We start from the raw sequence: 12,519 nt of genomic DNA on the forward strand, positions 1-12,519 counted from the left end.
CCGCCCGCCGCGGCACATCGTGACAGGTGACTCGAGGGGTGCGCTCGACCTCGATGCTCGCCTGTCACGTATCGCCGCCCGCCGCGGCACATCGTGACAGGTGAGTCGAGGGGTGTGCTCGACCTCGATGCTCGCCTGTCACGAAGTGCCGCCCGCCGCGGCGGGTCGTGACAGCTGAGTCGAGGGGTGTGCTCGACCTCGATGTTCGCCTGTCACGTATTGCCGCCCGCCGCGGCGGGTCGTGACAGGTGAGTCGAGGGGTGCGCTCGACCCCGATGCTCGCCTGTCACGTATCGCCGCCCGCCGCGGCGCGTCGTGACAGGTGAGCCACGGGGTGGCGGCGGAAACGGTGGCGGGATAGGGGCGACGGGAACCGGGCTGCGGGTCGCGGCTCAGCGCGCGGCGGCGATGCGCGTCGTCAGCTGATGCGCGTGGGCCAGGAGGGTGCGTCCGAGCTCCGGCAGTCGCTCGGGGCCGAAGCGGAACTCGACGCCCGTGAGGCTCAGCGCCCACTGCGGATGGCCCTCCCGCGTGAACACCGCCGCGCCGAGACCCCAGCTGCCCTCGACGATCAGGCCCGGGTTGACCGCGTAGCCGCGCTCGTGGGTGTCGCGCAGCCGCGCGCGCAGGCGCTTCTCACCGTGCGACGCGCCCCACCGGCGGGAGAGCTCCGGATGCCGCTCCAGGTAGGCGTCCACATCGTGGGGCGGCAGGAACGCGAGGATCGCGAGTCCGGCCGAGGCGACACCGAGCGGGAACCGCACGCCCTCCGACAGCACGAACGAGCGGATGGGGAAGCTGCCCTCCTCGCGCAGAAGGCACACCGTCTCGTCCCCGCGCCGCACCGAGAGGAAGGCGCTCTCTTCGGTGCGCACCGCGAGCGACCGCACGATGTCGCGGGCGATGCCGGTGATGTCGTAGCGGGATGCCGCGACCGACCCCATGAGGTAGAGCTCGGGTCCGGGCATCCACCGGCCCGTGCGATCGTCCTGGTCGACGAGGCCCTCGTGGCGCAGTGCGGTGAGCAGGCGGTGCGCAGTGGGACGGGTGAGCTCGGCGTGACGCGCGAGGTCGACCACCGACATGCCCTCGGCGCCCGCCGACGTGACCAGACGCAGCAGCTGCGCCGCCCGCGCGACGGACTGCGCGCCCGGGATCGAGCGCGCGTTCTTCGTCGAGTTGTCCACGATGTGGACACTACGCCCGTGGTCTTCCACATGGCAAACCTCGGTGCGTCTGGGTGCGCGTGACGGACGCAGGATGGAGTCGTCCGGCAACGAAGGAGTAGCACGTGATCGACAAGACGTGGGGGTCTGCCGCCGAGGCGGTCGCCGACATCCCCGACGGGGCATCGCTCGCCGTCGGAGGGTTCGGCCTCTCGGGCAACCCCATCGCCCTCATCGAGGCCCTGCTGGCGCAGGGCACCAGCGAACTGAGCATCGTCAGCAACAACTGCGGCGTGGACGACTGGGGCCTCGGCATCCTGCTGAATGCGAAGCGCATCCGCAAGATGACCTCGTCCTACGTCGGCGAGAACAAGGAGTTCGAGCGCCAGTTCCTCTCGGGCGAGCTCGAGCTGGAGCTCACGCCGCAGGGCACGCTGGCCGAGAAGCTGCGCGCCGGGGGCTCGGGCATTGCTGCGTTCTACACGCAGACGGGCGTCGGGACGCAGGTCGCCGAGGGCGGGCTGCCGCGAAGGTACGACGGCACAGGCGGCATCGCCGTGGCCTCGCCGGTCAAGGACGTGCGCAGCTTCGCCATCGCGGGCGAGCCGCGCGACTTCGTGCTCGAAGAGGCCATCGTCACGGACTTCGCCCTCGTGCACGCGCTCAAGGGCGACCGGCACGGCAACCTGATCTTCAACAAGGCGGCCCGCAACTTCAACCCGCTCGCGGCGATGGCCGGGCGCGTGTGCATCGCGCAGGTGGAGGAGCTCGTCGAGCCCGGCGAGCTCGACCCCGACGGCATCCATCTCCCCGGCATCTACGTGCACCGCATCGTCGAGGTCGGCGGCGCCATCGAGAAGCGCATCGAGCGCCGCACCGTATCGGTCAGCGAGGCGCTGAGCCGCGACATCCCCGAAGGAGCCTGACATGGCACTCACCCGTAACGAGATGGCCGCGCGCGCCGCCCAGGAGCTGTCCGACGGCGCCTATGTCAACCTCGGCATCGGCCTCCCGACGCTCGTCCCCAACTACGTGCCCGATGACGTCACCGTCGTCCTGCAGTCCGAGAACGGCATCCTCGGCGTGGGCCCCTACCCGACCGAGGACGCGGTCGACCCCGACCTCATCAATGCGGGCAAGGAGACCGTCACGACCCTGGCGGGCGCGGCCTTCTTCGATTCCGCGACGAGCTTCGGCATGATCCGCGGTGGCAAGATCGACGCCGCCATCCTCGGCGCCATGCAGGTGTCAGCCACCGGTGACCTCGCGAACTGGATGATCCCGGGGAAGATGGTCAAGGGCCCGGGCGGCGCCATGGATCTGGTCCACGGCGCGGGCACGGTCATCGTCCTGATGGAGCACGTCGCGCGCGACGGCTCCGCCAAGATCGTGAACGAGTGCTCGCTGCCTCTCACCGGCCGCGGCGTCGTCGACCGCATCATCACCGACCTCGCCGTGATCGACGTGACGGAGGATGGACTCGTGCTCGTCGAGCTCGCGCCCGGCGTCACGGTCGACGAGGTCATCGCCGCCACTGAGCCGGCGCTCCTCATCGCCGACGAACTCACGGAGGAATCATGACCCACGACGACGTCGTCATCGTCGCCGCCGCCCGCACGCCCCAGGGGCGGCTGAAGGGCCAGCTCGCCCCGCTCACCGCGGTGCAGCTCGGCAGCGCGGCCATCCGGGGCGCGCTCGAGAAGGGCGGCATCCCCGCTTCCGCCGTCGATGCGGTGCTCGTCGGTCAGGTGCTCCCCGCAGGCTCGGGCCAGAACCCCGCCCGCCAGGCCGCCGTCGGCGCCGGCATCGGGTGGGACGTCCACTCCGGGTCGGTGAACAAGGTCTGCCTCTCGGGCCTCACCGCCATCATCGACGGCGCCCGCATGATCGCGGTCGGCGACGCGAAGGTCGTCGTCGCCGCGGGCATGGAGTCCATGACCCGCGCGCCTCACCTGCTCATGGGATCGCGCGACGGCTGGGCCTACGGCTCGATCGAGGTGATCGACCACATGGCGTACGACGGTCTGACGGATGCGTACGACCGGGAGAGCATGGGAGCGTCGACCGAGCGTCACAACGGCCGCCTCGAGGTCACGCGCGAGGCGCAGGATGCCGTCGCGGCGCGCTCGCACCAGCGGGCGGCCGCCGCCTACGCGGACGGGCTGTTCGACGCCGAGATCGTCCCCGTCGAGATCCCGCAGCGCAAGGGCGACCCGATCGTCGTCACGAAGGATGAGGGCGTGCGGCCCGAGACCACCGTCGACACGCTCGCCCGGCTTCGCCCGGCCTTCGCGGAGGGCGGCTCGATCACGGCCGGCAACTCGTCGCAGATCTCGGACGGCGCCTCGGCCGTCATCCTGACCAGCCGGTCGCACGCCGACGAGAACGGCTGGCCGGTGCTCGCCGTGATCGGCGCGTCGGGGCAGGTCGCGGGTCCCGACAACTCGCTGCACTCGCAGCCCGCCCGCGCGATCGAGAAGGCGGTCGCCAAGCAGGGGATCGCCGTCTCCGACCTCGACCTGGTCGAGATCAACGAGGCGTTCGCCGCAGTCGTGGTGCGGTCGCAGGCTGAGCTCGGGCTGTCGGACGACGTCGTGAACCCGCACGGTGGCGGCATCGCCATCGGTCACCCCATCGGCGCGTCGGGGAACCGCCTGGTCGTCCACGCCGTGCACGAGCTGATCCGCCGCGGCGGCGGCACGGCCGCCGTCGCGCTCTGCGGCGGCGGCGGACAGGGGGACGCCCTCATCATCACGCGCTGAGGCGCGCGCGGCTGATCCGCACGCGCGGAGGATGCGGCGGCGGGTCGGCGGGCGATAGCGTCACGACGTGACCACGATCTCCCGACCGACCCCCGCCGACCGCGCCGAGTGGGACGCGCTCTGGCGGGCGTACATCACGTTCTACGAGTCCGATGTGCCCGCGCACGTCTCCGACTCGACCTTCGCGCGCGTCGTCGCCGACGACGAGCTGCACGGAGCGATCGCGCGGGATGCCTCGGGCCGCGCGATCGGGCTGGTGCACTGGCTCACCCACGCGGCGACCTGGTCGACCGGCGTCTACTGCTATCTCGAGGACCTCTTCGTCGATCCCGAGGCACGGGGGAGCGGCACCGGCCGTGCCCTCATCGAGCACGTGCGCGAGTGGGCCGCGCAGCATGGCGCAGACAAGGTCTACTGGCTGACGCAGAGCCACAACGCCGCAGCGCGCGCGCTGTACGACAGGGTCGCCGTCTCGACCGGTTTCGTGCACTACGAGATCGCACTCGCCCCGGGATCAGCGGCGGGCGGGGCCTGAGCCTAGCGGCGCTCGCGCTTGAGGCGGTTCTGCTGGAGCTTCTTCTCCTGGCCGTGCACCGGTGAGTCGGGGTCGATGACCTCGCCGCGCGACGCGCGACGGACGTCGACGATCGCTCCGATCACGAGGGCCACCGAGATCGCCCAGCTGAGCCACCCGAGGGCTGTGCGCCACGTGAAGGGCGCGTCCTCGCGCATTCCCCTCAGCAGCGTCAGGCCTCCGGTGATGGCGGTCATGAGGCCCGTGCCGAAGAGGTACTTGCGCATGCGCCCACGCTATCGCGGCGAACTGTCCGCAGTCGCCCCTTGACAGCCATCGCCGCGTACGTCAAGCGGGGAAGGCGGTCGTGACGGGCGCGATAGCCTGAGGATGCCTCGTCCCCAGCCACCGTCAGGAGCCCGAGTGACCCAGGCCGAACTCGTCGTCGTCGCCAACCGCCTCCCCGTCGACCACGTGGCCGACGGCTCGGGGGAGCAGTCGTGGCGCCGTTCCCCAGGAGGGCTCGTTACCGCGCTCGAACCGGTGATGCGGCGCGCTGACGGAGCGTGGGTCGGCTGGCCGGGCAAGCCCGGCATCCAGCTCGAGCCCTTCGAGTTCGAAGGCACCCACCTCGTGCCCGTGGCGCTCAGCGCCGACGAGATCGAGCTCTACTACGAAGGAATGTCGAACGACACGTTCTGGCCGCTGTACCACGACGTGATCGCCGAGCCGCGCTATCGCCGAGTGTGGTGGGACGCCTACGTGAAGGTAAATCGGCGCTTCGCCGAGGCCGCCGCCGAGGTCGCTGCGCCCGGCGCGACGGTCTGGGTGCAGGACTACCAGCTGCAGCTCGTTCCGCGCATGCTGCGCGAATCCCGGCCCGACCTCATCATCGGCTACTTCCACCACATCCCGTTCCCGGCATATGGCCTCTACTCCCAGCTCCCGTGGCGCCGCCAGGTGCTCGAGGGTCTGCTCGGCGCCGACGTCGTCGGGTTCCAGCGTGTCGCCGACGCCGGCAACTTCGCCCGCGCGGTCCGGCGCGTGCTGCGCTATCCGACCAAGGCCTCCGGCATCGCGGTGCCCGACGACGACGGCACGACCCGCAATGTGCTGGCGAAGGCCTTCCCGATCTCGATCGACGCGTCGTCCTACGTCGAGCTCTCGCACCGACCGGAGATCCGTGCCCGCGCCGCCGAGATCCGCGAGGAGCTCGGCAACCCGAAGAAGATCCTGCTGGGCGTCGACCGGCTCGACTACACCAAGGGCATCAGGCACCGCCTGAAGGCCTTCGGCGAACTGCTCGAGGATGGCAAGATCTCGGTCGAGGACGTCACGCTCGTGCAGGTCGCGAGCCCCAGCAGGGAGCGCGTCGAGGCGTATGTCCAGCTGCGCGATGAGATCGAGCTGAAGGTGGGCCGCATCAACGGCGACTTCGACACGATGGGCCACACCGCGATCCGCTACCTGCACCAGGCGTACCCCCGCGAGGAGATGGTGGCGCTGTTCCTGGCCGCCGACGTCATGCTCGTCACGGCTCTGCGCGACGGCATGAACCTCGTGGCCAAGGAGTATGTGGCCACCCGCACCGACAACCGCGGCGTGCTGCTGCTGAGCGAGTTCGCCGGGGCCGCCGACGAGCTGTCGAGCGCCGTGCGCATCAACCCCCACGACATCGACGGGATGAAGGACGCCATCATGCGCGCAATCGAGATGCCCCCCGCCGAGCAGGGCCGCCGCATGCGCGCCCTTCGTCGCAAGGTGCTCGAGAACGATGTCGCCAAGTGGTCGGAGTCGTTCCTGGCGGCGCTCGAGGCCGCGGGCACGGCGAACCGCGCAATCCGGAGGACCGCATGAGCACCGAGACGAACACCGATCCCCACGACGGCCTCCGCTCCGCGATCGCCGGGGCCGTGGCATCCGATCGCCTTCTCATCGCGCTCGACTTCGACGGCACCCTGGCTCCGCTCGAGGACGAGCCGATGGATGCCCGCATGCTCCCGGCGGCGCGCGAGGCGGTCGAGGCCGCCGTCGGCGCGCCTGACACCGTCGTCGCGCTGGTATCGGGCCGCAGCCTGTCCGACCTGCGGGTCATCGCGGAGCACCGCGACGACTCGCCGCTGCTGCTGGCAGGGTCGCACGGAGCCGAATTCTGGATCCCGGGGGAGGGCGTGGTCACCCACGACGAGGACCCCGCTGATGCCGCCCTGCGCGACGAGCTGCGCACCCACGCCGAGCAGGCGACCGCCGACCTCGACGGCGTGTGGATCGAGCCCAAGCGGTTCGGCTTCGGCGTGCACACGCGCAAGTCCACCGCCGCCGACGCGGCGGAGGCGAACCTCCGTGTCGACGCGCTGGTCTCGGCGGAGGCGCCGCACTGGCGCCGCCGGACCGGGCACAACATCGTGGAGTACGCGTTCCGTCACGAGGGCAAGGACTCCGCCGTCGCGGAGCTGCGCGCGCGCACCGGAGCCTCAGCCGTCCTGTTCGCGGGCGACGACGTCACCGACGAGGACGCGCTGAAGAGCCTGGGCGCGACCGACCTGGGCGTGCACGTCGGCAGCCGGCCGACGGCGGCCACCCTCACGGTCGCCGACATCCCGGCGATGGCCGAGCTGCTGGCCGTCATCGCGGCCGAGCGATCCGCCGCGCGGGAAGAGAACCCCTCCGGGGAGCGACCCGCCGCGCGGCAATAGACTCTGGGTTATGCCTCAGCCTGACAACTCCATCGACATCAAGCCCCGCAGCCGGGTCGTCACCGACGGCATCGAAGCGACCACCTCACGCGGCATGCTCCGCGCGGTCGGCATGGGTGACGAGGACTGGGACAAGCCCCAGATCGGCATCGCGTCAAGCTGGAACGAGATCACGCCGTGCAACCTGAGCCTCGACCGGCTCGCGCAGGGCGCCAAGGAGGGCGTGCACGCCGGCGGCGGCTACCCGCTGCAGTTCGGCACGATCTCCGTATCGGACGGCATCTCGATGGGTCACGAGGGCATGCACTTCTCGCTCGTGTCGCGCGAGGTCATCGCCGACTCCGTCGAGACGGTGATGATGGCCGAGCGTCTCGATGGGTCCGTTCTGCTCGCGGGCTGCGACAAGTCGATCCCCGGCATGCTCATGGCGTCGGCCCGCCTCGACCTGTCGAGCGTTTTCCTCTACGCCGGATCGATCGCCCCCGGCTGGGTGAAGCTGTCCGACGGAACCGAGAAGGACGTCACGATCATCGACTCGTTCGAGGCCGTGGGTGCGTGTCTCGCGGGCAAGATGAGCGAGGCCGACCTCAAGCGCATCGAATGCGCGATCGCCCCGGGCGAGGGCGCGTGCGGCGGCATGTACACCGCGAACACCATGGCCTCGGTCGCCGAGGCGCTCGGGCTGAGCCTCCCCGGCTCGGCTGCCCCGCCGTCGGCCGACCGCCGCCGCGACTACTTCGCCCACCGCTCGGGCGAAGCGGTGGTCAACCTGCTGCGCCAGGGCATCACGACCCGCGACATCCTCACCAAGGAGGCCTTCGAGAACGCGATCGCCCTCGCGATGGCGCTCGGCGGCTCGACCAACGTCGTCCTGCACCTGCTCGCGATCGCCCGCGAGGCCGACGTCGAACTGAGCCTGCACGACTTCAACCGCATCGGCGACAAGGTGCCGCACGTGGCCGACATGAAGCCCTTCGGCCAGTACGTCATGAACGACGTCGACCGCCACGGCGGCATCCCGGTCATCATGAAGGCCATGCTCGACGAGGGCCTGCTGCACGGCGACGCGCTCACCGTGACCGGCAAGACGCTCGCCGAGAACCTCGCCGAGCTCGACCCCGACCCGATCGACGGCACGGTCATCCACACGTTCGACGACCCGATCCACGCCACCGGCGGCATCACGATCCTCCACGGCTCGATGGCGCCCGAGGGCGCGGTCGTGAAGACGGCAGGGTTCGACGCCGCCGTGTTCGAGGGCCCCGCCCGGGTGTTCGAGCGCGAGCGCGCCGCGATGGACGCGCTGGAGGCCGGCGCGATCGACAAGGGCGACGTCGTCGTCATCCGCTACGAGGGCCCCAAGGGCGGTCCCGGCATGCGCGAGATGCTCGCGATCACGGCCGCCATCAAGGGCGCTGGCCTCGGAAAAGATGTACTACTCTTGACGGACGGCAGATTCTCAGGCGGCACAACCGGCCTGTGCATCGGCCACATAGCACCCGAAGCGGTGGACGCAGGTCCCATCGCCTTCGTGCGCGATGGTGATCTGATACGGGTCGATATCGCGGCTCGCACTCTCGACCTACTCGTCGACGATGCAGAGCTCGACTCCCGCCGCTCTGGCTGGGAGCCGCTTCCTCCGCGCTATACCCGTGGCGTCCTTGCCAAGTACTCCCGTCTCGTGCGCTCTGCAGCAGAGGGCGCGACGACCGGCTGAGTTCGGCCACCGACACGTCCCTTCGACCGATCGAGGATCCTCACCATGCCCGCCGAAACCGCTGCGGCCGTTCCCCGGCCACCCGCTCGCACCGCCACCGCGCCCGTGCTCACGGGCGCCCAGGCGGTCGTCCGCTCGCTCGAGCTGCTCGGCGTCACCGACGTCTTCGGGCTGCCGGGCGGCGCCATCCTCCCCGTGTACGACCCGCTCATGGACTCGAGCGACCTGCGCCACATCCTCGTCCGCCACGAGCAGGGCGCAGGACACGCCGCCGAGGGCTACGCCGCGGCGTCGAACAAGGTCGGCGTCGCCATCGCCACGTCGGGTCCGGGCGCGACCAACCTCGTGACGGCTATCGCCGACGCGTACATGGACTCGGTGCCGATCGTGTGCATCACCGGCCAGGTGTTCTCGAACCTCATGGGGACGGATGCCTTCCAGGAGGCCGACATCGTCGGCATCACGATGCCCATCACGAAGCACTCCTTTCTCGTGAAGGACGCGTCCGAGATCCCGGGCGCCATCGCCGCGGCGTTCGAGATCGCCGGCACGGGGCGTCCCGGTCCGGTGCTCGTCGACATCACGAAGGACGCGCAGCAGGCCGAGGTGCCGTTCGTGTGGCCGCCCAGGATCGACCTGCCGGGCTACCGTCCGGTGACCAAGGCCCACGGCAAGCAGATCCAGGCGGCGGCCCAGCTGATCGCCGAGGCCAAGAAGCCGGTGCTGTACGTCGGCGGCGGAGTCATCCGCGCGCAGGCGGCCGCCGAGCTGCGCACGCTCGCGGAGACCACCGGCGCACCGGTCGTGACGACGCTCATGGCACGCGGTGCATTCCCCGACTCGCACCAGCAGCACCTGGGCATGCCCGGTATGCACGGGACGGTGCCTGCGGTGCTCGCGCTTCAGGAGGCCGACCTGATCGTGTCCCTCGGCGCGCGGTTCGACGACCGCGTCACCGGCAAGGCGGCGCTGTTCGCTCCCCACGCGCAGGTGGTGCACGTCGACATCGACCCGGCCGAGATCTCGAAGATCCGCACCGCCGATGTGCCGATCGTGGGCGATCTCAAGGACGTGCTCGTCGACCTCGATGTCGCATTCCGCGCGGTGTCCGACGGGGTCCAGCCCGACATCACCGAGTGGTGGTCCTTCCTCGACGGCCTGCGCGACGAGTTCCCGCTCGGCTACACGGCCCCCTCGGACGGACTGATGTCGCCGCAGTACGTCATCTCGCGCATCGGCGAGCTGACCGGGCCGGAGGGCGTCTTCGCCGCCGGTGTCGGTCAGCACCAGATGTGGGCCGCCCAGTTCATCAGGTACGAGCGCCCCAACTCGTGGCTCAATTCCGGCGGTGCGGGCACGATGGGCTACTCCGTCCCCGCGGCCATGGGCGCCAAGGTCGCCGAGCCCGACCGTCACGTGTGGGCGATCGACGGCGACGGCTGCTTCCAGATGACCAATCAGGAGCTCGCGACCTGCGCCATCAACAACATCCCGATCAAGGTCGCGATCATCAACAACTCGTCGCTCGGCATGGTGCGCCAGTGGCAGACGCTGTTCTACGACGGCCGCTACTCGCACACCGATCTCAACACCGGTCACGACACCGTCCGCATCCCCGACTTCGTGAAGCTGGCGGAGGCGTACGGCTGCCTTGCGATCCGCGTCGAGAAGGAGGAGGACGTGGATGCCGCGATCCAGACCGCCCTCGAGACGAACGATCGCCCCGTCGTCATCGACTTCGTGGTGAGTGCGGACGCGATGGTGTGGCCGATGGTGCCGCAGGGCGTCAGCAACAGCTACGTCCAGTACGCCCGCGACCACGCGCCCGCTTTCGAGCAGGAGGACTGAGCCATGACGACGCACGTGCTGAGCCTCCTCGTCGAGGACAAGCCGGGTCTGCTGACCCGAGTCGCGGGGCTGTTCGCCCGTCGCGGTTTCAACATCGAGTCGCTCGCGGTGGGCGTGACCGAGGTCCCGGGACTCTCGCGCATCACCGTCGTGGTCGACGTCGACGAGCTGCCCCTCGAGCAGGTCACCAAGCAGCTCAACAAGCTGGTGAACGTCATCAAGATCGTCGAACTGGATGCCGCGGCCTCCGTGCAGCGTGAGCACATGCTCATCAAGGTGCGCGCCGATAACCAGACGCGGTCGAACGTGCTGGAGGTCGTCAGCCTCTTCCGCGCGTCGATCGTCGACTACGCCACCGATGCGCTCGTCGTCGAGGTGACGGGCGACAAGGCCAAGGTCGAAGCATTCCTGCGCGCCCTCGAGCCCTTCGGCATCAAGGAGCTCGCACAGTCGGGTCTGCTGGCCATCGGCCGCGGCGGCAAGAGCATCACCGAGCGCGTGCTGCGCGGCTGAGCCGCGGCATCCGCTTCCCAGACCACACGAACCATTCACACAAGGAGACACACCCCCATGGCCGAACTCTTCTACGACGCCGACGCCGACCTGTCGCTCATCCAGAGCAAGAAGGTCGCGATCGTCGGCTACGGCTCGCAGGGACACGCCCATGCGCTGAACCTCCGCGACTCGGGCGTCGAGGTCGTCATCGCCCTCAAGGAGGGCTCGAAGTCCACCGAGAAGGCCCAGGACGAGGGCTTCGAGGTCAAGACGGTCGCCGACGCCGCCGAGTGGGCGGACGTCATCATGATCCTGGCGCCGGATCAGCACCAGCGCGGCATCTTCAACGACTCGATCAAGGACAAGCTCGTCCCGGGCAAGACCCTCGCGTTCGCGCACGGGTTCAACATCCGCTTCGGCTACATCCAGGCGCCCGAGGGCGTGGACGTCATCCTCGTCGCCCCCAAGGCGCCGGGCCACACCGTGCGTCGCGAGTACGTCGCCGGTCGCGGCATCCCGGACATCATCGCTGTGGAGCAGGATGCCTCGGGCAGCGCGTGGGACCTCGCCAAGTCGTACGCGAAGGCGATCGGCGGGACGCGCGCCGGCGTCATCAAGACGACGTTCACCGAGGAGACCGAGACCGACCTGTTCGGCGAGCAGGCCGTGCTGTGCGGCGGTGTCTCACAGCTCGTCCAGTACGGGTTCGAGACCCTGACCGAGGCCGGCTACCAGCCGCAGATCGCCTACTTCGAGGTGCTGCACGAGCTCAAGCTCATCGTGGACCTCATGTGGGAGGGCGGCATCGCCAAGCAGCGCTGGTCGGTGTCCGACACGGCCGAGTACGGCGACTACGTCTCGGGTCCGCGCGTCATCGACCCGCACGTCAAGGAGAACATGCAGGCCGTGCTCGCCGACATCCAGTCGGGCGCGTTCGCGAAGCGCTTCATCGACGACCAGGACAACGGCGCCGTCGAGTTCCAGGAGCTGCGCGCCAAGGGCGCTCAGCACCCGATCGAGGAGGTCGGCCGCGACCTGCGCGGTCTGTTCGCCTGGAAGCAGCAGGACGAGGACTACGTCGAGGGCAGCGCGGCGCGCTGACCTGACAACTTCGAGGGGTCGCACCGTCTGATCGAGGCGGGGCGGTCCCTCGACTTCCGCGCGCTCGGTACTCCGGCGCCGCGGTTCGGGCCGTCCCCCACGAGGGGACGGCCCGTCTCATTCGAATCGCCCGCTCGGGCCGATCATTTGGTATCATCCCCGCCCGCGCACCGCTCTCTCATGGCAGCCGGAAGCCCGTCCGGCGGAACCAAGGGAGAGC

The 12,519-nt window shown here is 69.8% G+C and carries 12 protein-coding genes; 10 read left to right on the forward strand and 2 right to left on the reverse strand.

Annotation, left to right across the window (positions count from 1 at the left end; translation table 11 throughout):
* Positions 1–392: 392 nt before the first annotated feature.
* Entirely contained in the window at positions 393–1,187 is a 795-nt protein-coding gene (locus ACFC1W_RS15285) for an IclR family transcriptional regulator (RefSeq protein WP_375994289.1), read from the reverse strand.
* Positions 1,188–1,291: 104 nt separating this feature from the next.
* Between ACFC1W_RS15285 and ACFC1W_RS15290 the strand changes: the two genes are divergently transcribed.
* The 4 genes from ACFC1W_RS15290 (at position 1,292) to ACFC1W_RS15305 (ending at position 4,463) form a co-directional block, all read left to right on the forward strand.
* Complete coding sequence (locus ACFC1W_RS15290) at positions 1,292–2,092, forward strand: CoA transferase subunit A (RefSeq protein ID WP_375994292.1); 801 nt, start codon at positions 1,292–1,294, stop codon at positions 2,090–2,092.
* A gap of 1 nt (position 2,093) precedes the next feature.
* Entirely contained in the window at positions 2,094–2,747 is a 654-nt protein-coding gene (locus ACFC1W_RS15295) for a CoA transferase subunit B (RefSeq protein ID WP_375994294.1), read from the forward strand.
* The gene (locus ACFC1W_RS15300; protein WP_375994297.1) at positions 2,744–3,928 is read left to right on the forward strand and encodes an acetyl-CoA C-acetyltransferase; all 1,185 of its coding nucleotides are present in this window, start codon (positions 2,744–2,746) and stop codon (positions 3,926–3,928) included. Before ACFC1W_RS15295 ends, ACFC1W_RS15300 begins: the two co-directional genes overlap by 4 nt.
* A gap of 67 nt (positions 3,929–3,995) precedes the next feature.
* Positions 3,996–4,463 carry a GNAT family N-acetyltransferase gene (locus tag ACFC1W_RS15305; RefSeq protein WP_375994299.1) on the forward strand — a complete coding sequence of 156 codons (468 nt, stop codon included), beginning with the start codon at positions 3,996–3,998 and terminating at the stop codon, positions 4,461–4,463.
* A gap of 2 nt (positions 4,464–4,465) precedes the next feature.
* On the opposite strand, the gene ACFC1W_RS15310 is transcribed toward ACFC1W_RS15305, so the two are convergent.
* Positions 4,466–4,729, reverse strand: coding sequence for a hypothetical protein (locus ACFC1W_RS15310; protein WP_375994301.1), 264 nt, complete (start codon positions 4,727–4,729; stop codon positions 4,466–4,468).
* Positions 4,730–4,832: 103 nt separating this feature from the next.
* On the opposite strand from ACFC1W_RS15310, the gene ACFC1W_RS15315 reads away from it, so the two are divergent.
* From ACFC1W_RS15315 to ilvC, 6 genes are read left to right on the forward strand one after another with little or no spacing between them, the layout of a single operon-like run.
* Positions 4,833–6,299 (forward strand): trehalose-6-phosphate synthase, encoded by a 1,467-nt coding sequence (locus ACFC1W_RS15315; protein WP_375994304.1) that lies wholly within the window; start codon positions 4,833–4,835, stop codon positions 6,297–6,299.
* A complete protein-coding gene (gene otsB / locus ACFC1W_RS15320) occupies positions 6,296–7,138 on the forward strand; it encodes a trehalose-phosphatase (RefSeq protein ID WP_375994306.1) in 843 nt (280 codons plus the stop codon). Before ACFC1W_RS15315 ends, otsB begins: the two co-directional genes overlap by 4 nt.
* Positions 7,139–7,148: 10 nt before the next feature.
* A complete protein-coding gene (ilvD, locus tag ACFC1W_RS15325) occupies positions 7,149–8,855 on the forward strand; it encodes a dihydroxy-acid dehydratase (RefSeq protein WP_191766736.1) in 1,707 nt (568 codons plus the stop codon).
* Between the two features lie 45 nt (positions 8,856–8,900).
* Entirely contained in the window at positions 8,901–10,703 is a 1,803-nt protein-coding gene (locus ACFC1W_RS15330; RefSeq protein WP_375994309.1) for an acetolactate synthase large subunit, read from the forward strand.
* Positions 10,704–10,706: 3 nt separating this feature from the next.
* A complete protein-coding gene (ilvN, locus tag ACFC1W_RS15335; RefSeq protein ID WP_241110329.1) occupies positions 10,707–11,216 on the forward strand; it encodes an acetolactate synthase small subunit in 510 nt (169 codons plus the stop codon).
* A 57-nt stretch (positions 11,217–11,273) separates the two neighbouring features.
* Positions 11,274–12,299 carry a ketol-acid reductoisomerase gene (gene ilvC / locus ACFC1W_RS15340; protein ID WP_241110330.1) on the forward strand — a complete coding sequence of 342 codons (1,026 nt, stop codon included), beginning with the start codon at positions 11,274–11,276 and terminating at the stop codon, positions 12,297–12,299.
* Positions 12,300–12,519 lie beyond the last annotated feature (220 nt).

Source organism: Microbacterium sp. NPDC056003, from assembly GCF_042274785.1.
Taxonomy (GTDB): Bacteria; Actinomycetota; Actinomycetes; order Actinomycetales; family Microbacteriaceae; genus Microbacterium.